The 21,797-nt window shown below is 66.5% G+C and carries 16 protein-coding genes and 1 pseudogene; 10 read left to right on the top strand and 7 right to left on the bottom strand.

Going from position 1 to position 21,797, the window contains the following annotated elements:
• The first annotated feature begins 130 nt into the window (after nt 1–130).
• From Q0W90_RS10145 to Q0W90_RS24500, 4 genes and pseudogenes are all read left to right on the top strand, one after another.
• Nucleotides 131–1,363 (top strand): CoA transferase, encoded by a 1,233-nt coding sequence (locus Q0W90_RS10145; protein ID WP_297595311.1) that lies wholly within the window; start codon nt 131–133, stop codon nt 1,361–1,363.
• 122 nt (nt 1,364–1,485) lie between these two features.
• Nucleotides 1,486–2,850 (top strand): wax ester/triacylglycerol synthase domain-containing protein, encoded by a 1,365-nt coding sequence (locus Q0W90_RS10140; RefSeq protein WP_297697926.1) that lies wholly within the window; start codon nt 1,486–1,488, stop codon nt 2,848–2,850.
• A gap of 244 nt (nt 2,851–3,094) precedes the next feature.
• Entirely contained in the window at nt 3,095–3,379 is a 285-nt protein-coding gene (locus tag Q0W90_RS10135) for an antitermination regulator (RefSeq protein ID WP_297697928.1), read from the top strand.
• 321 nt (nt 3,380–3,700) lie between these two features.
• Nucleotides 3,701–3,799 (top strand): annotated as a pseudogene (locus Q0W90_RS24500) (hypothetical protein); the annotation flags it as partial.
• A 7-nt stretch (nt 3,800–3,806) separates the two neighbouring features.
• Here the strand turns inward: Q0W90_RS24500 and Q0W90_RS10130 are convergent.
• Nucleotides 3,807–5,507 carry a DUF4407 domain-containing protein gene (locus Q0W90_RS10130; protein WP_297697930.1) on the bottom strand — a complete coding sequence of 567 codons (1,701 nt, stop codon included), beginning with the start codon at nt 5,505–5,507 and terminating at the stop codon, nt 3,807–3,809.
• A gap of 229 nt (nt 5,508–5,736) precedes the next feature.
• Here Q0W90_RS10130 and Q0W90_RS10125 point away from each other — a divergent pair, with 229 nt between their 5' ends.
• Together Q0W90_RS10125 and Q0W90_RS10120 are read left to right on the top strand one after the other, a co-directional pair.
• On the top strand, nt 5,737–6,294 hold the full coding sequence (locus Q0W90_RS10125; RefSeq protein ID WP_297598422.1) for a hypothetical protein: 558 nt from the start codon (nt 5,737–5,739) through the stop codon (nt 6,292–6,294).
• Between the two features lie 111 nt (nt 6,295–6,405).
• The gene (locus Q0W90_RS10120) at nt 6,406–6,834 is read left to right on the top strand and encodes an SRPBCC family protein (RefSeq protein WP_297598420.1); all 429 of its coding nucleotides are present in this window, start codon (nt 6,406–6,408) and stop codon (nt 6,832–6,834) included.
• 7 nt (nt 6,835–6,841) lie between these two features.
• Here Q0W90_RS10120 and Q0W90_RS10115 read toward each other — a convergent pair whose 3' ends face one another.
• The 5 genes from Q0W90_RS10115 to malQ form a co-directional block, all read right to left on the bottom strand.
• Complete coding sequence (locus Q0W90_RS10115) at nt 6,842–7,123, bottom strand: LapA family protein (protein WP_297774400.1); 282 nt, start codon at nt 7,121–7,123, stop codon at nt 6,842–6,844.
• A gap of 103 nt (nt 7,124–7,226) precedes the next feature.
• Nucleotides 7,227–8,975 carry a molybdopterin-dependent oxidoreductase gene (locus Q0W90_RS10110; RefSeq protein ID WP_297697938.1) on the bottom strand — a complete coding sequence of 583 codons (1,749 nt, stop codon included), beginning with the start codon at nt 8,973–8,975 and terminating at the stop codon, nt 7,227–7,229.
• Nucleotides 8,976–9,265: 290 nt separating this feature from the next.
• Nucleotides 9,266–9,736, bottom strand: coding sequence for a nuclear transport factor 2 family protein (locus Q0W90_RS10105; protein ID WP_297598416.1), 471 nt, complete (start codon nt 9,734–9,736; stop codon nt 9,266–9,268).
• The gene (locus tag Q0W90_RS10100) at nt 9,733–10,623 is read right to left on the bottom strand and encodes an LLM class F420-dependent oxidoreductase (protein ID WP_297598414.1); all 891 of its coding nucleotides are present in this window, start codon (nt 10,621–10,623) and stop codon (nt 9,733–9,735) included. The genes Q0W90_RS10105 and Q0W90_RS10100 overlap by 4 nt, the downstream gene beginning before the upstream one ends.
• 35 nt (nt 10,624–10,658) lie before the next feature.
• Nucleotides 10,659–12,833: a 4-alpha-glucanotransferase gene (gene malQ / locus Q0W90_RS10095; protein ID WP_297774397.1), complete on the bottom strand. Its 2,175-nt coding sequence runs from the start codon at nt 12,831–12,833 to the stop codon at nt 10,659–10,661.
• 425 nt (nt 12,834–13,258) lie between these two features.
• Here malQ and eccB point away from each other — a divergent pair, with 425 nt between their 5' ends.
• Both eccB and eccCa read left to right on the top strand, forming a co-directional pair.
• Nucleotides 13,259–14,776: a type VII secretion protein EccB gene (eccB, locus tag Q0W90_RS10090; RefSeq protein WP_297598410.1), complete on the top strand. Its 1,518-nt coding sequence runs from the start codon at nt 13,259–13,261 to the stop codon at nt 14,774–14,776.
• Nucleotides 14,773–18,936 carry a type VII secretion protein EccCa gene (gene eccCa / locus Q0W90_RS10085; protein WP_297598408.1) on the top strand — a complete coding sequence of 1,388 codons (4,164 nt, stop codon included), beginning with the start codon at nt 14,773–14,775 and terminating at the stop codon, nt 18,934–18,936. Before eccB ends, eccCa begins: the two co-directional genes overlap by 4 nt.
• Nucleotides 18,937–18,988: 52 nt before the next feature.
• Here eccCa and Q0W90_RS10080 read toward each other — a convergent pair whose 3' ends face one another.
• Nucleotides 18,989–20,152: a cytochrome P450 gene (locus tag Q0W90_RS10080; protein ID WP_297774395.1), complete on the bottom strand. Its 1,164-nt coding sequence runs from the start codon at nt 20,150–20,152 to the stop codon at nt 18,989–18,991.
• 292 nt (nt 20,153–20,444) lie between these two features.
• Between Q0W90_RS10080 and Q0W90_RS10075 the strand changes: the two genes are divergently transcribed.
• Together Q0W90_RS10075 and Q0W90_RS10070 are read left to right on the top strand one after the other, a co-directional pair.
• Complete coding sequence (locus Q0W90_RS10075; RefSeq protein WP_297598404.1) at nt 20,445–20,639, top strand: ferredoxin; 195 nt, start codon at nt 20,445–20,447, stop codon at nt 20,637–20,639.
• A gap of 498 nt (nt 20,640–21,137) precedes the next feature.
• A partial coding sequence (locus Q0W90_RS10070; RefSeq protein ID WP_297774393.1) for a PPE family protein occupies nt 21,138–21,797 on the top strand: 660 nt, incomplete at its 3' end.

The following is a 21,797-nucleotide window of genomic DNA, read 5'->3' as shown; positions in this document are numbered from 1 at the left end:
ACCTTCGGTCGGCTCCATCGCGTCTCTTCCCCGGAAAACTGCGCTGACCTGCAGATGGGCTATCACTACGCCCAAGACTAGCTAGAATATCTAAAATAGCAAGGAATGGCCGCGAGGTAGGGGGTTGGCGATGTCAGGCGTGCACGGTGGTGTCCTGAGGGGTGTGCGGGTGGTCGAGTTGGCGTCATGGACCTACGTGCCGTCCGCCGGTGCCGCACTGTCGGACTGGGGCGCCGACGTCATCAAGGTGGAAGGCGTCGCCTCGGGTGACCCCGGCCGCGCGCTCGTCGTCGGGGGGTTCACCCGGGAAGCGGCCCGCCCCGATGCCGACTTCATCCTCGAGTTGGGCAACCGCGGGAAGCGCAGCATCGCGATCGACATCAAATCGGCGACCGGCCGCGAGCTGTTCGGCCGGCTCTTGGCCAGTGCGGATGTGTTCTTGACCAACTGGCTGCCGGGCGCCCTCGAGCGGGCCCACCTGACCGTCGACGACATCCGTGCGTTCAACTCGAAGATCATCATCGCGCGCGGCACCGGTCTCGGCGTGCGCGGACCGGACCGAGACAGGGGCGGCTTCGACGCCGCCACGTACCTCGCGCGGGGCGGTGTCGCGTATACCCTCACGCCATTCGGCACCGACACGCCCGCCGTGCAGGGGCCCGGCTTCGGTGACCTGCAGGGTGGAGCGACGTTGGCCGGCGGCGTCTGCGCCGCGCTGTTCCACCGCGAACGTACCGGCGAACCGACGATCGTCGACTCCTCGCTGCTGGCCCAGGCGATGTGGTCGATCGCGCCGTCGATTTCGGCGGCCGACTTCTTCGACATCGACGGCATTCCGGGTGCCCCGCCCGGCCTGGCCATCAACCCGCTCGTCAACCGGTACAAAACCCAGGACGGCAGGTGGATCCAACTGGTGTTCCTGCAGCCGGACAAATTCTGGGCGGGCTTCTGCCGGCGCATGGGCCTGGCCGAGCTGGCCGACGACGAGCGCTTCGTCCCGTCGAGCAACTTGATCGCGAATGCGGCGGCGGCGACCGAGCTTTTCGCGAATACTTTCGCCCGCCACGACCTCGCGCACTGGCAAACGGTGCTCGCGGACGAGCCCGGCGTGTGGGGCGCCCTGGCGACGCCGCGGGAAACCCTCAACGACCCGCAGGTCGAGCCCAACGGATATGTGGTGACCAACGTCGACGACCACGGCGAGAAGTACCGTATCGTCGCCGCGCCCGTCCAATTCGACGAAACGCCGCCGGCGCCCGCGCGTGCGCCGGAACACGGCCAGCACACCGAGGAAATCCTGCTGGAGCTCGACGTCGATTGGGCCGACATCGCCAAGGCCAAAGAGCTCAACGCGATTCTCTAGGCCGCCGCGGGGGTGGGGCCGTCGACCAAAGTCGCGATCTGTGAGGACCAAAGTCATCGTCTGTCGCGAGCCCGGTGACGTGGGGCGCGCGCCGTCGTACGTTCTGGGAAAGGAGTACAGACATGACCGCATTCATGCGCGCCAGCGACGCGTTCACCTGGGGGATGGAAAGCGACCCACGGCTGCGATCGACCGTGGTCAGCGTCATACTCCTGGATCGCTCCCCGGACTGGGACGAAGTGCGAAAGCGATTCGACCTGATCAGCCGCACACTGCCCATGTTCAGGCAGCGGGTGGTGCTGTCACCTCCGCCGGCCCCGCCGCGGTGGGAGCATTACCGCGATTTCGACCTGGATTACCACGTGCGGCGGGCGACCATCTCCGGCCCGGGCACCGTTGACGACGTACTCGAGATCGCGCGAGTGGCCGAGATGCAGGATTTCGATCGGGCCCGCGCGCTGTGGGAGACGACGTTCATCGACGGTCTGGAAAACGGTGGCGCGGCCATGATCTGCAAGTTCCACCACGCGCTCACCGACGGGGTCGGAGGAGTCCAGATCGCGATGAACCTGTTCGACCTCTCGGAGGATCTTTACCCCCTCGAATCCATGCCGCCCGAGCCGGAGATCGCGGGGTCATCGCTGCTGGGGGGCTACCGCGATGCCGTGCGCTACGACACCGGCCTGCTCAACAGCGCTCTGACCGGCGCGGCCACCCGGGTGCCACGCCTGGTGTACGACGGCGTTCGCCGGCCCGCCTCGACCATGCGGTCCGCGGCGGGCACCGCGGCTTCGATCTACCGGACCGTCCGGCCGATAAGCCGAACGGGGTCGTCGTTGGTGACCGACCGGGGCTTGATCCGGCGGCTGGGGGTGCATCAGGTGCCGATGCGGCCGCTTCGGGAAGCGGCGCACCGGTGCGGTGGGGCCCTGAATGACGCGTTCGTCGCCGGGGTGGCGGGCGGACTGCGCCTCTACCACGAGAAGCACGGCGTGGAGGTGGGTGACCTGCACATCTCGATGCCGATCAGCCTGCGGACCAAAGGCGATGGCATGGGCGGGAATCGGATCACGCTGATGCGCTTCGACGTACCCGTCGGCGAGCCGGATCCGGCGAAGCGAATCGGGGCGATTCGGCAGCGCACCGCGGCGGTACGAAACGAAAGATCGCTGCCCTACACGCAATTGATCGCGGGGGTTCTCAATCTGGCGCCCCGGTGGTACATCGGATCGGTACTGCGCCATGTGGATTTCGTGGCCAGCGATGTGCCGGGCGTTCCCGTGCCGGTCTTTCTCGGCGGCGCCGTGGTACGCGCTCAATACGCGTTCGGTCCCACGATCGGCGCCGCCGTCAATGTCACACTGCTCACTTACGTCGACACATGCGCGCTCGGCTTGAACATCGACACCACCGCAATTCCCGACTACGACGTCTTCCACGACGCTATCGTTGGCGGCTTCGACGAGTTACTGTCATTGGCACGCTGATTCGAATCCTGCGAATTCCGGCACCAACCCGGCGCGGCGCGGGAGTCGTTGATTAGCAGTCGATCCCAGAACGGTTACAGGCAGGTATCAATCGCGAGAGTGCTCTGGCACAACCCGATCGATCGACAAATCATTGCACGGGGCGCCTTTTGAGGATTGCGGCCGCGACGATGCGTAACGCATGGATTCCTGCCGCTATGCGAGTAGCGGATTTCGTGGGGGGCGCGCAGGAGGTATCTACAACATGACATCGGACTGGGCTCCCGCCCAGACTTCGTGTGGCCCGAACTCCGGTCGGATCCTCGACACGGCGCGGGGCATTCTCATCGGCCTTCGCCGGTGCCCTTCGGACGCCGCTCTGGATGAATTGCACAACGCGGCATTGCGACACAAGGTGCCGGTATTCGCGATGGCATGGGCCCTGGTGCACCTCGCCGGCGATGGCCAACAGACACCGAGCTTCGTCGATGCGCAGTCCGCGGCCCGGCACGAATGGGGAGGGTTGTTCTCCTCCGCCGTGCCCTGTTGAGCGGGCATGAAGACGTTGGGACGGCCGAGTTCTCGAGGGGTAACCCGGCCGTCTCCAACACTTTCGACGTAGCACCGGAATGCCTTGCAGGTCGGGCTTTCGGACTCGAGTTGTACTGGCCGGCACCACGGCGGGGTCGCCGGCGTTGGCGCAACATTCGCGCGGCCTATCGACCAACGTCCGGAATCGACTACGGCATCAGCCTATTTCGCTGAGCGGCTCACTCCGACGACAGGGTGCGCATGAATTGACGCGACTAACGCGTCCAGGCCGGTGAGTCGGCGGCGGCGCGCAACGCGTCGCCGATGACGGATGAACCCGGAAACCAACGCCCGCAATCTGATGGTGCACCGCGCCCAGGAGATGAACCATTTGGCCGGCCTCTTGCCGGAGCTCTCCGAAGCCGTCGGTTCCGAATAACGCCAGGCTATTTCGCCGGTGGCAGCTGACGCGGGCCTTCGCACGAACCTTCGCGCCGACCCAACGTCTGCGGTCCGTCCCGCTTCGTCAACGCCGGTTGGTGGTCATCTGGAGACCGGCGGCCCGTGCCCTTTGCGTGCCGCGATGAGGTAACGAACTCCGCGCGAGTAGAAGGGGTTTCGGTATCACCACCGGGTTGAGACAGCTCAGCACTCGAGGCTTCGGATTTGACCGTCACGGTGCGGATTCGCCTGAGCGCGAACGTGATCTCCTCGGTCTCTTCGAGAACCCCGTCGAAGACGTGGCGCGCGGTGCGCAGTGGCTGGGTCGTGGTGTCGATCACCCGCGCCACGAACGGCGGTACCAGTGGCCGGATCCAGCGGGCGGCGGCCTTGGTCGCGTCCGGAATCGACGGGATCAGCGGCGCGCTTCGCTCGTGGTGCGGCTCGACCTCGCTGCCCGGCTCCGGCGCGGGTAGCGCAGTGATCGCCCGGCTGGCCGCCTCCGCTTCGGCGGCGATCGGCAGATACACGTCTTCCTCAGCCGGTTCGAAGGCTCGCTGCGACGGCGCATGCACCGGACCCTCGAACGCCTGCAGAACCCGGCGGCGCTGGTGCTCGCGGTCGATCTCGGTCTGCGCCTCGATGGCGAGCCGGGCCTGGGTCAGTTGGTGTTCGGCCCACATGATTTCGGCCTCGCGGCGAACCTCGGCCCGCTTGATCGCGACAGCGGTGTCCGCGTCGAGTTCAGCGCGGTCGCGCTCCGCGCGTGCAGCGGCGTGGCGATCATGCGTTGTCTGCCCGCGCCACAACCCCAAGATCAGTGGCGCCACATACAGCAGGATGCACGCCCCGATCGTCAGCAGCCTCAGGGCCTGGGCCCCCCCGTTGTCGGACGCAAGGTCATTCAGGGTGACCCAGCGCGCACCCAGGCCCCGGCCGGCGTCTGCCACGACGCCGCGCCGCGCATCCTGCAGGGCTTGCTGCTGCCGCGAGGTCGTGGCGTCCAACGCGGGCGCGTGGCTGTCCCGCGCGGCCAGCGCGGTGTCCAAATCATGCTGGGCACCAGCGAGAAGCTCGTTGGCCGTGCGTGTTTCGGGTCCGGTGCCGGGAACGCCGGTGATCCGGGTCTGTGGGCAGCCAGGTGTGGGGTGGTATTCACAGCGGGCGACGACCAGGGCTTTGTCCTGGCGGTCACGGGCCTGCGCGACGGCGCCGTCGAGCGCCGCGCGCGCCTCCTTGGTCCGCTGCAGGGATGCCGACGCCTGCGAGACCGAGGGCGCCGATTCCGCGTTGCGCAAGGCCGATTCGTCGAGGTGTCGGTCGACTGAGCTGGAGAGGATGACCAGTGCGGCGAGTTCGCCGACAATGACACCCACCGCCGCCGCCATCGCAGCGCGTCCGACGATGCCTGGGCGGCTGCGGTGGGGCCCCGGCACGGTGCCTCGGGTCACCGCACCGGTCAGCAGGCCGAAGACGAGGGTGAGCGGCACGACGGCAAGAATCGGCCAGCGCGCCGACCCGGTCACGGCCAGGGTCGCGACCAACCAGGCCAGCGTGGCTCCCAGCGCCACCACCGCGCCGGCGACGGCGTGGGTGGATCGCTCGTGGCGTTCGTCGAGCTCGCGACCGTGTCCGCCGCCGAGCCAGATGAGAACGCCCGCCGCTTTGGCCAGGCCGAGGCGCTCCTCGGTTATTTCTTGGGGCATGAGACTGAAAACACCTCCACCATCAAGCCTCCCAGGGCACCGCCCGCGACATCGAATCGAAGCGACCACGTGTGGTGGGCTTCACAGTCCGGCGGGAATCGACGCGGATCACCCGCCGGGCAGCGTTCTGGTTGGCCTGGGTTCAACGGAACCGGCTCTGACGAGCAATTCCTGCGACGCGACCGGATCAGCGACCGTTCGGGCAGGTGACGTGAGACGGTATAAGCCTATGTCCAGTCACGATTTTGTCACCTACGAGGAATTCGGTCGCAGGTTCTTCGAGATCGCGGTCACCCCCGAGCGTGTCGCCGCCGCATTCGCCGACATCGTCGGCAGCGAGTTCGCCATGGAGCCGATCGCTCAGGGGCCGGGCAAGATCGCCAAGGTCAGTGCGAATGTCAAGATCCAAGAGCCCCGTGTCACCCGCCGGGTGGGCGACAGCATCACCTTCGTCATTCACATTCCGCTGTCGATCGATCTGCTGGTGGACCTCTGGCTCGACAAGCAGCGCTTTGTGGTCTCGGGAGACATCGCCCTGCGTGCCACGGCGCGAGCGGCCGAGCCGCTGCTGCTGATCGTGGACGTCGCCAAGCCGCGGCCTTCCGATATCACCGTGAACGTCTCGTCCAACTCCATCCGCGGCGAGGTGCTGCGGATCCTGGCCGGGGTGGATGGTGAGATTCGGCGATTCATCGCGCAGTACGTCGCGACCGAAATCGACGCCCCGCACTCGCAGGCCGCGCAAATCATCGACGTGGCTCACCAACTCGAAGAGGTGTGGCCCTGAGCCTGGCCGACGAATAGGGCCGACGGTGCCGGGGTACTCACCCACGGTCGTGCGTTTGCCACCGGTTGGTGGGGCGCTGGTGATTTGCCCGGTGAGGAGCGGAGGAAGGCCTTGGCTCGAGTAGACGTTTCGGTGTCATCGAAGGTGGAACCGGATGCGGCCTGGAAGCTGGCGTCGGACCTGGATCGGTTCGACGAGTGGATGACGATCTTCGCCGGGTGGCGGGGGCCCGTTCCGGCCACGATCGAGAAGGGCACCTGCGTCTCGTCGTGCGTCAAAGTCAAGGGTTTCCGCAACGTCATCCATTGGACCGTCACCCAGTTCGACGAGCCGAAATCGATTGAGCTGCAAGGCCGCGGCCGTGGCGGAATCCGGCTCACGGTGCAGATGACCGTCACCGAGACCGACTCCGGCTCAACGTTTCATCTCACCGCCGATCTCAAAGGCGGTTTGCTCAGCGGGCCCATTGGGGGACTGGTCGCCAGAGTGCTGCGGTCCGATGTGCAGAAGTCCGTGAACAACCTCGCGTCATTGCGGTAGCGGACACCTACCGGCCCGGGTGACCGATCACCCAGTCGCGCTGTGCCTGGCGAACCCGCCTGCCGTCCATCGCAAGCCACGCCAGGCCGGCCCCGAACGCGAGCATCGCAACGATCGCGGCCACCACGCCCGCGCGGGCTTGTCCCAGAGCAAAATTGGCGACGCATACCGCGAGCGCCAGCGTGGCTGCGCACACGACGACGAATCCGGGCGTCTGCGCCACATCCCGCACCGATTCGGCGCGATAGCGGGCAGCGGTCCGATCATGGTCGACAGAGCTGTGCCTCATGGGCGTCTCCTCTGCTGTCGCTTCCGTCCGGCCGGTTCTTTGGAGCTACCCAAAACGACGGTTGGACAAACGACTTCGAGGAGGTGACGCCGGTGGCCGCGCCTTACAGCGTTTGGTGGCGCCCGAAATATTTGTGGTCTTCGCTGTAGCCGCCATAACCGCTTCCGATGTCGCGGTAGTCGGCGACGAATTCGATGCCCTTGATCCACTTGACCAATTTGAAGCCGTGCTGCAGCTCGTTGCGCAGCCGCAGCGGCCTGCCGTGCATATAGGGCAGCTGTTGGTCGTTCATGTTGTAGGCCAGCATCGTCATGTGGTTGTGCATCTGGCCGATGTGATGGGCGTTGTAGTAAATGCCCCCCGTGGCGCCCAGACCCATCGAATAGAACACCGCCCATTTCGCCTCGGGCAGCGGTTTGACGATGTCCATGATCGTCTGCATCTGCACGCCACCCCATTTGGCGACGCCTGACCACGCCTGGATGCAGAAATGCTGGCTGATCTGCTCGTGGTAGGGCAGTGCCATCAAATCCTCGAGCGAGAACTCCATCGGGTGCTCGACCAGGCCGTAGACCTTCAGCCGCCAGTCCTTGAAGTCGTCGCGCTCGAGTTCCTTGTACTCGACGGTCTCCGGGAGGCGCCCGTTGCGCCAGTGGTGCGGCGAGATGTCCTCTTCGGTGAAGGCGCCGGGCTTGGGGTTCAGCTGCTCGAGCACCCGCTGCAACGGGCCCACGAGGGCGTATCCGACCCGTTGAACCACCCGCGGGTGCTTGATGGTGAACGGGGTGGCCCACACCCACGCGATCACCGTGAGCACCATGGCGACGGAGAATATCCCGAAGCCGATCCAGCTGTCGTCGTCCCGGCTGGCGAACATGTGGTTGAGATTCCGCAGGGCCTCGGTCGTGAAAACCATCGTCACGTGCACCACGATGAAGAACAGGAAGTACACGAGCACCAGGAAATGCAGTGAGCGTGCGTGCTGAATGCTCAGGCGCTTGCTCAGCCAGTGCACACGCTGCGACAGCGCCGGCGACATCCCAAGGCCTGTGATCAGCGCGGCCGGGGCGGCGATGAAAACGGTGGCGAAGTACGCCAGCAGCTGCATCCCGTTGTAGGCGACCCAGCCGTTGTCGATCGGCCAGTCCAGCGACATGTACTGGATCGCGACGGACGCGGCATTGGGGAAGACGTCCCAGCTGGTCGGCACGATGTGTCGCCACTGTCCGGTGGCGAACAGCAGCACATAGAACACCGCCCCGTTGAGAAGCCACAACGTATCGATGCCGAGATGCCACCACCGGGCCAGCCCGATGGAGTGCCGGAATCCGGGCAGGCCCAGTTGCGGCGGCAGGGCGACGGTGTCGGCGTTGGCGGTCCAGAGCTCGTCGTCCGGCACCGGCGGGCCCACCCGCAGCCACTCGTCTTTACCGGGGGTGGCATTGCGGCTGAAGTAGAGCCGGGGGTGGTCGCAGAGAATCTGGATCCCCGACCTGATGATGAACATCATCATGAAGAGGTTGAAGAAGTGCGTCCAGCCAATCCAGGCCGGCAGGCCCGCAGGGACACCGGTGCTGTCGGTGCCGGGGTAGCGCTGGATGAACGACTGCACCGCCGGCACATTGTGCAAACCCTTGCCGATCGCCACCGACGCGATCAGCACGGCGAAGCCGATCGGGATCAACCACAGCAGGTTGAACCAGCGGTCGCGCCCGATGCGCAACTTCGGGGCGGTCGCCCGCCTGGTGAGATCGAAGCCGCCACCGTAATGCTCGACATCGATGGTGTCGTGGGCGGTATGGATCTCGTCGCGGAACCCCGGATCGGAGGTTAGCGGCGTGCCTGCCGCCAACGTCGAGACTGAGCCATTCCCCACCGGATCAACGTGCTTGCTTTCGGCATGCGTCACGGGGTTGAAAATACACTAAAACACCTGGATAAATCCAAGTTTGCCTGGAAAAAAGGGGCCACCGCGCGTCGCGTCGCGTCATATGGTCGGCGGCAATAGTTGCCGAGGGGCAGAATTTGCGTCGGCGTGGATAGCGAATGTCGCAACTGCCATGGAAGCGCGCGATTTGCGCCGCAGATTCGGATCCTTGGCGATTGCTGTGAATTTAATCACAACCTTCCGCCAGTCACCGCCTACGCCGGGTCGCGGGGCCGCAATCTTCGGGCCGGGCGGGTCTCGATGGCATTGACCGTCAGCGCCCGGCGGCCGATGCGCCAGCCCGCCGCCGTCAGTTCGTACGCGTCGTCGTAGCGCAGGTGCCACACCACATCCACCACCTCGTCCCCCCGCTCGGTCCAGTGGTGGGCGACGCACGCGACGCGCCCTCGGGCGGCGCCTGGCCGCTCGGCCGCGTCGTACACCTCACCGATGATCGCGTGCTCGGTGCGCGCGACCGCACCGACGGCCGCGACGGCGCTGACGATGGCCTCCCGGCCGCGATGCGCATGTATCGGTAGCAGGTCGGCCGGTGGTGCGGGCACGACCAACTCGGCCTCGGCAGTGAAAAGGTCTGCGACGGCATCGAATTCGCGGTCATCGACGTGGGCGGCGTACCGGTGGACCACATCACTGAGCGCCATTCGCTCCTCGGCGCAAAGCGTCATCCGCGCCGCGCTACCAGCGACAGCCGCTGCGCGCACGCCGACAAGGCGTCCTTGGCCCGCTCGATATCGGGGGTCGGCGGCATGGCCAACACCAGCCGGTCGGCACCCTGATCGCGCAGGCCGGCCGCGCGCTCGGCGTCGATTTTGGTGACACTGTGACCCAGCGACACCTCCATGGCCGCGGGATCGCGGCCCGCCGAGGATGCCTCGTCGCGCATGAGCCCGATCAGTGACGCGAGCCGTTCTCCGGTGACGCCAAGCGGCTGGAAGCCGTCGCCGAAGCGTCCCGCGCGGCGTGCGGCCGCTCGGCTGTGGCCGCCAATGTGCACTGGAAACCGTTCCGCCGCAACGGGCTTGGGATAGCTCATCACGTTATCGAAGCTGAAGAACTCGCCGTGGAAGGACGCCCCTTGGGGTTGGTCGGCCCACAGCGCGCGCAGCACGGCCAGCTGCTCGTCGGCCCGCCTGCCGCGGTTGTCGAAGTCCGCGTCGCATGCCTGCAGCTCTTCCCTGAGCCAGCCGACGCCCACACACAGCCGCAGCCTCCCGCCCGAGAGCGCGTCGACGGTGGCGACCCGTTTGGCGAGCACCACCGGGTGGTGGTTGGGCAGGACCAACACCCCGGTGGCCAGCCCGAGACTGGTGGTGTGCCCGGCCAAAAAGGCCAGCAGATCGAGCGGGTCGGGAATGGGGCAATCGGGCGCCAGCCCGACGCGTCCGGAACTGTCGTAGGGATAAACGCTGTCGTAGCGCGTGAGCAGGACCGTGTGCTCGACGGCAACGATCGATTCGAACCCGCACAGTTCGAGGTGGCGCGCGAAGGCCACCATCCAATCGGGGTCCGCGGTCACACCGTCGGAAACCGGGGCCACGACTGAGACCTTCATGGCTTGTGAAGCTAACAAGGCGACCGGTAGGGCATTCAGCGGGTCGTGCTTTCCCTGATTTCTCGGGCGGTGGGTGCGATCGCGGCACGCACGGCCTCGGCCAGCGTGGTGGCCCGGGGATCGGTGAACACGTCCTCGAGCATCACCTCGCGCCCGTCGGGGCCGGTCAGCGGGACTCGCCAGTTGGGGTATTCGTCCGTGGTGCCGGGCTGGTTCTGGGTGCGGCGGTCGCCGACTGCATCGGTCAGCGCCACGCCGAGCAGCCGTGACGGCGTCCTGCCCAGGTACCGGTAGAGCGCCACGATCACCTGCTCCGGGTCGTCTTCGCCGTCCTCGAGCAACCCCACCCGGCGCAACTCGGCCAGCCACGCCGCCAACTCGGCCCGGTCGGACTCGAGCTCGTCGGCGGCGGGCCGGGTCAGCAACCCCAGCGAATCACGCAGCCGCACATGGTCTCCCGCCAGGTAGCCGGCGGTCGGCGGCAGGTCGTGCGTGGTAACCGAGGACAGGCAGTACTCCCGCCAGCGCTCGGCCGGTAGCGGACCGCCGTTCCCGTCGCGATCCAACTCGAACCAGAGGATCGAGGTGCCCAGTAAGCCACGGAGCAGGAGGTAGTCCCGCACCCACGGCTCGACCGTGCCGAGATCCTCGCCCACCACCACCGCGCCGGCCCGATGTGCTTCCAGGGCGACGATGCCGATCATGGCTTCGTGGTCATAGCGCACGTAGGTGCCTTCGGTGGGTGATGCACCCCGCGGAATCCACCAGAGCCGGAACAACCCGATGATGTGGTCGACGCGCACCCCGCCGGCATGCCGCAGCACCGCACGGATCAACGCGCGAAAGGGCCGATATTCGTGCTCATCCAACCGGTCCGGTCGCCACGGCGGCTGCGACCAGTCCTGGCCGAGCTGGTTGAACTCGTCCGGCGGCGCTCCCGCCGTCACACCCAGCGCCATCACATCCTGCAGCGCCCAGGCGTCGGCGCCGTTGGGGTGCACACCGACGGCCAGGTCTGCCATGATGCCCAACGACATTCCGGCCCGGATCGCCTGCGACTGCGCCGCGGCAAGCTGCTCGTCGAGTTGCCACTGCAACCAGCGGTGGAAATCGACTGTGTCGGAATGCTTTTTGACGAAGTCCGCGACCCCCGAAGCGTCGGGGTGCTGCAGCGTCTCGGGCCAGGCATGCCAGTCGTCGCCGTACTTCTCGGCCAGCGCGCACCAGCTCGCGAAGTCCTCGAGCGCACGACCCTCCCGGTCGCGGAACGCGGCATAAGACAGCTCCCGGCCGGCCGACCGCGGTTCTTGGTGCAGCAGCTTGAGCGCGACCCGCTTGGCCGCCCACGAGCTGTCGCGGTCGATGGCGTCGACGCGGCCGGCACGCTGCTGGACCTCCGAGCGCAACCGGCGGACACGGCTGCGCTTGGTCAGGTCGGCGAATTCGGGGATCGCCTCGACGCGAAGATAAATCGGGTTGACGAAGCGCCGTGATGTCGGCAGGTACGGCGACGGCTCCATGCGGCTCTTCGGACCGGGAGGCGCGGCCGCATGCAGCGGGTTGACCAAGAGATAGTCGGCGCCGTGGCGCGACGCCGACCACACCGCCAGATCGGTCAGATCGGTGAGATCCCCGACGCCCCAGGACTGCCGGGATCGCACGCTGTAGAGCTGGGTGGCCAGGCCCCAGGCGCGGCGGTTGCCGAGCTGCTCCGGCAGCCCGAGCCAATCCGGCGTCACGATCAGCGCGGTGCTGGCCTCAACATCCCCGGAACGCAGGTGCACCCGGTGATAGCCCAGCGGCAGATCGGTCGGCAGCAGGAAGCTGGCCTCGCCGACCCAGCGTCCGTCCAGGTCGAATGGCGGGGTGAAGTTGTCGACCTGTTCGACGCCGCCGCGCACCGTGCCGTCCTCGAGCCGTAACCACACCTCCGCGGGATCACCGTGGGTGACGTGGGCCCAGAACCGGATCTGCTCACCGGTACGTCCGACGATGGTCGGCGGCAGCCGGCGCGCCCAGTGCGACCGCAGCTTGGCGGTCAACGCGACGTTGCGCTCCTGCTCGTTGTCGGCCGCGACGTCGAGTGCGGCCAACACGGCCTTCAGCGTGGCCTCGGCGACCCGCACCCGCCGACCGGTCCAATCCTCGTACTCCGTCGCGATGCCGTATCTCCTGGCGAGTTCGATCAGCGACGGCGCGAGTTCGGTCATAGCGCCATCTTGCTGCCAGGATTCGCGGACCGGCGACCGGGATCCGACGCAAGTTCGCGTTTTCTTTGCTGGACGGCCGCCTGCCGTTCATGTGGTTCCCCCGTGGGTAACCCGCTCGCCCGCTTAACAGGACGCCGGCGCCGGGCGCCATTACGATGCCCTGAGGGGACCGACCAGAATCCGGTGAACTGATCCGTGGGGGAACCAAAACTGCCAGCTCACTGGCACCTGCCGGCGCCGTCCACGCTGGAGATTCCGGCACGGTGAATGGGCCGGCTTCGGGTGCGTGAACAGATGTGGGAGTGCATGCGCTTCTGCGCCGCATGGCGAGGTCCGTGCAGGTGCCTTACCGTTGTCACGGGTTGTCGGAACAATTCGCGCGAGAGAAAATATCCAGGCGTTGGAGCAGACCGGATGGTGAATTAGTGGCGGAAGAGAGTCGCGGGCAGCGCGGCACGGGATACGGCCTCGGGCTGTCGACGCGGACGCAGGTCACCGGCTATCAGTTCCTTGCCCGCCGGACCGCGATCGCACTGACCCGGTGGCGGGTGCGCATGGAGGTCGAGCCGGGCCGGCGTCAGAACCTGGCCGTGGTGGCCTCGGTTTCCGCCGCGCTGGTGATCTGCCTGGGCGCGCTGCTGTACTCGTTCATCAGCCCGGCGGGCCAGGTAGGCGATTCGCCGATCATCGCCGACCGCGACTCCGGCGCGCTGTACGTCCGCGTGGGCGAGAGGTTGTACCCGGCGCTGAACCTGGCTTCGGCCCGCCTGATCACCGGGCGCCCGGACAACCCGCACCTGGTCAAGTCAAACCAGATCGCCAGCCTGCCGCGCGGCCCCATGGTGGGCATCCCGGGCGCGCCGTCGACCTTCCACCCCACCAGCCCGGCCGCGTCGTCGTGGTTGGTCTGCGACACCGTGGCGAACTCGACCGGCGCCGGGGCGCCGTCGGGCGTGACGGTCACGGTCATCGACGGCAATCCCGACCTGAGCCACCACCGGCGGGTGCTCACCGGGACGGACGCGGTGGTGCTGAACTACGGTGGCGACGCCTGGGTGATCCGTGACGGACGCCGCTCTCGCATCGACGCGGCGAACCGATCGGTGCTCCTGCCGCTGGGGCTGACCCCGGAGCAGGTCAGCATGGCCAAGCCGATGAGCCGCGCCTTATACGACGCGCTGCCGGTGGGGCCGGAGTTGACGGTGCCGCAGATTCAGAATGCGGGTGCCGGTGCGTCGTTCCCGGGGGCGCCCGGACCGATCGGTACGGTGATCGTCACCCCGCAAATCAGTGGGCCGCAACAGTATTCGTTGGTCTTGGCCGACGGTGTGCAGACACTGCCACCGTTGGTGGCCCAGATCCTGCAAAACGCCGGGCCGGGCAACACCAAACCGGTGACCGTGGAACCGTCCGCGCTGGCGAAGATGCCCGTGGTCAACAAGCTGGACCTGTCCTCCTACCCGGATGCACCGCTGAATGTGATGGATATCCGTGAGAATCCGGCGACCTGCTGGTGGTGGCAGAAGACCTCCGGTGAAAACCGGGCACGGGTGCGGGTTATCTCGGGCGCGACCATTCCGGTGGAAACCAAGGATGTCAACAGGGTGGTGTCGCTGGTCAAGGCCGACACCACCGGCCGCGCAGCCGACCAGGTGTTCTTCGGTCCCGACTATGCGAATTTCGTGGCCGTCACCGGAAACGACCCCGGCGCCAAGACGACCGAATCGCTGTGGTGGCTCACGGACGCGGGCGCCCGGTTCGGAGTCGACGACACCCGTGACGCACGAGAAGCGTTGGGCCTCAAGACGACACCGGCCCTGGCGCCGTGGGTGGCGCTACGGCTGCTCCCGCAAGGGCCGACGTTGTCGCGAGCGGATGCGCTGGTGCAGCACGACACGCTACCGATGGATATGTCCCCTGGAGAGTTGGCGGTACCGAAGTGAAACGTGGATTTGCCCGGCCGACGCCGGAGAAGCCCCCGGTAATCAAGCCGGAGAACATCGTCCTTCCGACACCGCTGAGCATTCCGCCGCCGGAAGGCAAGCCCTGGTGGTTGATCGTGGTCGGTGTCGTGGTGGTCGGCCTGCTGATCGGCATGGTGGCCATGACCTTCGCCAGCGGCTCGCGTGTGTTCGGGGGTGCCGGCTCGATCTTCCCGATCTTCATGATCGGTGGCGTCGCGATGATGATGTTCGGCGGGCGATTCGGCGGCCAGCAGCAGATGAGCCGGCCGAAGCTGGACTCGATGCGCGCCCAGTTCATGTTGATGCTCGACATGCTGCGCGAGACCGCCCACGAGTCGGCGGACAGTATGGACGCCAACTACCGGTGGTTCCACCCGGCGCCCACCACGTTGGCGGCCGCGGTCGGATCCGCACGGATGTGGGAACGCAAACCCGACGGCAAGGACCTCAACTTCGGTGTCGTCCGCGTCGGCGTCGGTATGACGCGTCCCGAGGTGACCTGGGGTGAGCCCCAGAACATGCCGACCGACATCGAACTCGAGCCGGTAACCGGAAAGGCACTTCAGGAGTTCGGGCGCTATCAAAGCGTCGTGTACAACCTGCCCAAGATGATTTCGGTGCTGGTCGAACCCTGGTACTCGCTGGCCGGGGACCGCGAGCAGGCCCTGGGGCTGATGCGGGCGATCATCTGCCAGCTGGCGTTCTCCCACGGACCCGACCACGTGCGGATGATCGTCGTCAGTTCCGATTTGGACGAATGGGACTGGGTGAAGTGGCTTCCGCACTTCGGTGATCCGCGCCGCCAGGACGCCGCCGGCAATGCGCGGATGGTATACAGCTCAGTGCGTGAGTTCGCCGCCGAACAGGCCGAATTATTCGCCGGCCGTGGGTCTTTCACCCCCCGGCACGCCAGTTCGTCGGCCCAGACCCCGACGCCTCACACCGTGATCATCGCCGACGTCGTTGACCCCCAATGGGAATACGTGATCAGCGGCGAAGGCGTCGACGGGGTGACATTCTTCGACCTCACCGGCTCGGCCATGTGGAGCGCCGTTCCCGAGCGGACCCTGCGGTTCGACAAGAAGGGTGTGATCGAGGCGCTGCCCCGCGACCGCGACACCTGGATGGTGATTGACGAGAAGCCCTGGTTCTTCGCTCTCACCGACCACATCAGCATCGCCGAGGCGGAGGAGTTCTCGCAGAAGCTGGCGCGCTGGCGGCTCGCCGAGGCCTACGAAGAGATCGGCCAGCGGGTGGCGCACATCGGCGCCCGAGACATCATGGCCTACTACGGGATTGACGATCCGGGCCACATCGACTTCCAGGCGCTGTGGGACAGCCGCAACGACTCGATGGGCAGGTCGCGATTGCGGGCCCCGTTCGGCGTTCGTTCCGACAACGGCGAGCTGCTTTTCCTGGACATGAAGTCGCTGGACGAAGGCGGCGACGGCCCGCACGGAGTCATGTCCGGAACGACGGGTTCGGGGAAATCGACCCTGGTGCGAACCGTGATCGAATCGCTGATGCTCAGCCACCCGCCGGACGAGCTGCAGTTCGTGCTGGCCGACCTCAAGGGCGGGTCGGCGGTCAAGCCGTTCGCCGGGGTGCCGCACGTGTCCCGGATCATCACCGACCTGGAAGAAGACCAGGCGCTGATGGAGCGCTTCCTCGACGCGCTCTGGGGCGAAATCGCGCGTCGTAAGGCGATCTGCGACAGCGCCGGTGTCGACGACGCCAAGGAATACAACTCGGTACGCAGCCGGATGCGGGCACGTGGCCAGGACATGGCGCCGCTACCGATGCTCGTGGTGGTGATCGACGAGTTCTACGAATGGTTCCGCATCATGCCGACGGCGGTCGACGTCCTCGACTCGATCGGCCGCCAGGGCCGCGCCTACTGGATTCACCTGATGATGGCGTCGCAGACCATCGAAAGCCGCGCCGAAAAGCTCATGGAGAACATGGGTTACCGGCTGGTGCTGAAAGCGCGTACCGCCGGTGCGGCGCAGGCGGCCGGCGTGCCGAACGCGGTCAACCTGCCCGCCAAAGCCGGCCTGGGCTACTTCCGCCGCAGCCTGGAGGACATCGTCCGATTCCAGGCCGAATTCCTTTGGCGGGACTACTTTCCGCGCGGCCTCACCGACGACGGAGACGAAGCGCCGGCGTTGGTGCACAGCATCGACTACGTCCGTCCGCAGCTGTTCACCAACTCGTTCACCCCGCTGGAGGTCAGCGTCGGGGGACCCGATGTCACCGTTCCGGCCATCCCCGCCGACGGCGAGCTGCTGGAGGCCGAGGGCCCCGACGACGACGTCGAAGGGATCCGGACGCCGAAGGTCGGTACCGTCATCATCGATCAACTGCGCAAGATCGATTTCCAGCCGTACCGGCTGTGGCAGCCGCCGCTGAACCAGCCCGTCGCCATCGACGAGCTGGTGAACCGGTTCCTCGGCCACCCGTGGCAGCAGGATTACGGCACCGCGCGGGATCTGGTCTTTCCGATCGGGATCATCGACCGCCCGTTCAAGCACGACCAGCCGCCGTGGACGGTCGATACGTCGGGGCCCGGTGCCAACGTCCTGATTCTGGGTGCGGGCGGTTCGGGCAAAACCACTGCGCTGCAGACGCTGATCTGTTCGGCGGCGCTGACCCACACGCCCGAGCAGATTCAGTTCTACTGCTTGGCCTACAGCAGCACCGCGCTGACCACGGTCGCCCGGCTGCCCCATGTCGGCGAGGTGGCCGGTCCGACCGACCCGTACGGGGTCCGCCGCACGGTGGCCGAACTACTGGCGTTGGTGCGGAAGCGCAAGAGCACCTTCCTCGAGTACGGGATCGCCTCGATGGAGGTGTTCCGGCGGCGGAAGTTCGGCGGTGAGCCCGGCCCGGTCCCCAACGACGGGTTCGGCGACGTCTACCTGGTGGTGGACAACTACCGCGCGCTGGCCGAAGAGAACGAGGTGCTGATCGAGCAGGTGAACGTGATCATCAACCAGGGCCCTTCGTTCGGGGTGCATGTGGTGGTCACCGCCGATCGCGAATCCGAGCTGCGCCCACCGGTGCGCAGCGGCTTCGGCTCGCGGGTCGAGCTGCGGCTGGCCGCCGTGGAAGACGCCAAGCTGGTGCGTTCCCGGTTCGCCAAGGATGTGCCGGTGAAGCCGGGTCGTGGCATGGTCGCGGTCAACTACGTCCGCCTCGATGCCGACCCCCAGTCCGGTCTGCACACGTTGGTGGCCCGGCCCGCGCTGGCCAGCACGCCTACCAACCGGTTCGAGTCCGACAGCATCGTCGACGCCGTCAGTCGGATCACGAGCGGTCAGGCCCCGCCGGTGCGCCGGTTGCCGGCGACGTTCGGCGTGGAACAGCTTCGGGAGCTCGCCGCCCATGACACCCGCCAGGGTGTCGGTGCGGGCGGAATCGCCTGGGCCATCTCGGAATTGGACCTGTCACCGGTTTATCTCAACTTCGCCGAGAACGCGCACTTGATGGTCACGGGCCGTCGCGAATGTGGGCGCACCACGACGCTGGCCACCATCATGAAAGAAATCGGCCGACTGTACGCGCCCGGAGCGACCAGCGCACCGACGCCGCCGGCCGGGCAGCCCTCGGCCCAGGTGTGGCTGGTGGACCCGCGCCGTCAGCTGCTGACCACGCTCGGCTCCGATTACGTGGAGAAATTCGCCTACAACCTCGACGGCGTGCAGGCGATGATGGGCGAACTGGCCGGGGTCCTGGCCGGCCGCGAGCCACCGCCCGGGTTGTCCGCCGAAGAGTTGCTGTCGCGGAACTGGTGGAGTGGGCCGGAGATCTTCTTGATCGTCGACGACATCCAGCAGCTGCCGGCAGGTTTCGACTCGCCGTTGCACAAGGCCGCGCCCTGGGTGACCCGGGCCGCCGACGTCGGCCTGCACGTGATCGTCACGCGCACGTTCGGAGGTTGGTCGTCGGCCGGCAGCGATCCGATGTTGCGGGCACTGGCCCAGGCGAACGCGCCACTGCTGGTGATGGACGCCGACCCCGACGAGGGATTCATCCGCGGCAAGATGAAGGGTGGTCCGCTGCCCCGTGGCCGAGGCCTGCTGATGGCCGAGGACACCGGTGTGTTCGTTCAGGTCGCGGCGACCGAGTTGCGCAAGTAGGGCTCACAAGGGCTCAGTCGCTGCGCCGGGGTCGACCGGTACATGCCGGGGTTCATCCCCAGCGCAGCGGCAGCTCCTTGAGCGCGAAACTCTTTGAGGGGTAATTGATCACGGGGGAGTAGTCCGCGGGCAGCTCGAAATCCGGAATCTGTGTGAGCCACTCCGCGACGATCACCGTCAACTCGATGCGCGCCAGGTGCGAGCCCAGGCAGCGGTGCGGACCGCCGCCAAACCCCCAGTGCCGGTGCACTTTTCCGTCCATATTGAGCTCGTTGGTGGACATCGAGTCGCTGTCGTCACGGTTGACTGCCGCCATGCACAACCGCACCGAGGTGCCCGGCGGCAACGTCATGCCGCCGACGTTGACGTATTCGGTGGTGATCCGGGGCGCCACCGGCGCCGACGGTTCCAGCCGGACGATCTCTTCGATGAAAACCCTGATCTGCTTGGGGCTGTCGCGAAGCTCCTTGCGCAGTTGCGGCCTGCGCGCCAATTCGAACAGCGAAAATCCGATCGCCGCGGTCACCGTGTCCAGGCCGGCCAGGATCAACAGGTGACTCATACCGAGCAGCTCGATATCACTGAAGTTGCCCTCGCCGGTCATCACCTGCGACAACATGTCCGATCCCGGATTTTGCCGGCGCGCCGCGATAGCGTCGACCAGATATTCCAGCAGCTGCCGGCCCTTCGCCATGTCGGCCTGGGTGAGGAAAGGCTTGTCACTGATGATGGAATCTTTCCAATCGATCAGGCGATCGCGATCCTCGAGGGGCAGACCGTAGAGGTCCAGAAACACCTGAAACGGGTACAGACTCGCGAGATCCGTCATCACTTCGCACTCGCCCCGACCGGCCAGCGCCGCGATCATGTCACGCGCGTGACGCTCCAGCACCGGACGGGACTTGCTCAACGCGTACGGGCTGAAATACGGCTGCAGGATTTTGCGATAGCGGGTGTGTTGCGGCGGGTCGAAAGCCAGCGGCAGCACCGGCAGTGGGTGGCCGGGGGGCTGAAGCACCGTCGACGAGAAGACCCCAGGGTTGCGCAGCGCCGCCAGCACGTCTTCGCGGCGGGTTATGTAGTAGTGGCCGTTCATGAACACCACCGGCCCCGCGTCGCGCAGCATCTTCCACCCCAGACCGCGATCGGCGCTCATCGGCAGCTTGTCGAATTCCAGCCGGGGCAGGTGGAACGTCCCGTATTGGCCGTCGCTCATGCGCTTCGATCTCCGGTCGTGTCTCTTTGTTCGGCTACCCCGAGGCCATGACGCCGCGCTTCAACCATTGCCGGCGCCCACGTCTGGCGACACATCAATACTTCCTGCGGGGCAAAGGAACACGAATCCGGACGCCCGAAAGGATCCGAGTTTTTCGGCCCTCGGCCTCGATGGCGAACATCTTCGATACTTTACCGACCGACTAATCTGGGTATCGGACCGTGAACTGCGATCGCGCGCATTCGCGGAATCGAGAGCGGCCGGGGATCGGGCCGCCTAGGGAGGAAACCTCGTGAGGGTTCGTCTGGACCGGTCGAAATGCGTGGGCCACGCCCAGTGTTATGCCGTCGACCCGGACCTCTTTCCCATTGACGAGTCCGGCTATTCGATTCTCGAGGAGCATGAGGTTAGGCCCGAGGACGAGCAAGTGATCCGCGACGGCGTCGCTTCCTGCCCCGAAATGGCGCTGATTCTCGACCAGGACTGACCGCGCGCCGATGCGGGCGCCGGCGCGAAGGCGGCGCCACGGAGCGGCGGCAAGCAAACGGTTAGTGAACAATCCGTTGCCTTATATGAACTGTCGCCGACCGGGAATGAACAGTGGTTGGCCATTGATGAACAGCGGCCTTTGCGTGTCGGCGTTTGCCGCGTAACGAACTAATCTCAGTGCCAGGCGGCAGTTCGAGAATACGGAGCTGTCGCCCGGTTGCTGAAAACGGGATTGGCCGAGGCAGAAGGTGCATGTCGTTCCTAACCCAGATGTCCGAGAAGCGTGGTGGCAGACCACCTTTCCGGACGCAGCCCATTGCTCGGCAGGTGCCGGTCGGGCGGGCAGGCCGGGCGCGGGGCAACGGGCCTCGGACAGGACTCCCGTTGATGCGGCGATCGACCGGTGGGGTCGTTTACAGAGCCGTGATTACCGCCACCACTGATTCCCATGTGACAGCCGAGATCGCCTGCGCTCTCGGCCGACTGAGGAGGACAGGTGCTTGAGTTCGGTGCGTTACCGCCCGAAATCAATTCCGGTCGCATGTATGCGGGTCCGGGGTCGGGGCCGATGATGGCCGCGGCCGCCGCCTGGGACGAGATCGCGGCGGAGGTGGGTGTGGCGGCCCGCGGCTACGACTCGGTGGTGGCGGAGCTCATCAGTGGGCCCTGGGTGGGGCCGGCTTCGATCTCGATGGTTTCGGCGATCACCCCGTACGTGAGCTGGCTCAGTGTCGTGGCCACGCAGGCCGAGGAGGCCGCCAGTCAGGGCCGGGTGGCCGCGGCGGCGTTTGAGGCGGCGTTTGCGATGACGGTGCCGCCGCCGGTGATTGCGGCCAATCGGGTGTTGCTGGCGACGTTGGTTGCGACGAATTTCTTCGGGCAGAACACGCCGGCGATCGCGGCCACCGAGGCGCAGTACATGGAGATGTGGGCGCAGGACGCCGTCGCGATGTACGGGTATGCCGCGTCGTCGGCGACCGCCTTGGAGTTGGCTCCGTTCGTGCCGCCGCCCAACACCACCGCTCCGGACTCGGCGACTCAGCAGGGCGCCGCAGTGGCGAAGGCCGTCGCCGAACCGGCGGGCAACACGGCACAGACCACTTCACAGCTGGCATCACCACAAGCGTTGTCACTGAACGCATCTCAAGCAGTACAG

The sequence above is a fragment of the Mycobacterium sp. genome (assembly GCF_025933915.1).
GTDB lineage: Bacteria > Actinomycetota > Actinomycetes > Mycobacteriales > Mycobacteriaceae > Mycobacterium.
Note: the sequence above shows the minus strand (reverse complement) of the source record. Positions and strands in the feature narration are given on the sequence as shown.

Coding starts and splice junctions, on each gene's coding strand:
- Q0W90_RS10145 (WP_297595311.1), top strand. CDS start 131: ATGTCAGGCGTGCACGGTGGTGTCCTGAGGGGTGTGCGGGTGGTCGAG.
- Q0W90_RS10140 (WP_297697926.1), top strand. CDS start 1,486: ATGACCGCATTCATGCGCGCCAGCGACGCGTTCACCTGGGGGATGGAA.
- Q0W90_RS10135 (WP_297697928.1), top strand. CDS start 3,095: ATGACATCGGACTGGGCTCCCGCCCAGACTTCGTGTGGCCCGAACTCC.
- Q0W90_RS10130 (WP_297697930.1), bottom strand. CDS start 5,507: ATGCCCCAAGAAATAACCGAGGAGCGCCTCGGCCTGGCCAAAGCGGCG.
- Q0W90_RS10125 (WP_297598422.1), top strand. CDS start 5,737: ATGTCCAGTCACGATTTTGTCACCTACGAGGAATTCGGTCGCAGGTTC.
- Q0W90_RS10115 (WP_297774400.1), bottom strand. CDS start 7,123: ATGAGGCACAGCTCTGTCGACCATGATCGGACCGCTGCCCGCTATCGC.
- Q0W90_RS10105 (WP_297598416.1), bottom strand. CDS start 9,736: ATGACGCTTTGCGCCGAGGAGCGAATGGCGCTCAGTGATGTGGTCCAC.
- Q0W90_RS10100 (WP_297598414.1), bottom strand. CDS start 10,623: ATGAAGGTCTCAGTCGTGGCCCCGGTTTCCGACGGTGTGACCGCGGAC.
- malQ (WP_297774397.1), bottom strand. CDS start 12,833: ATGACCGAACTCGCGCCGTCGCTGATCGAACTCGCCAGGAGATACGGC.
- Q0W90_RS10080 (WP_297774395.1), bottom strand. CDS start 20,152: ATGAGCGACGGCCAATACGGGACGTTCCACCTGCCCCGGCTGGAATTC.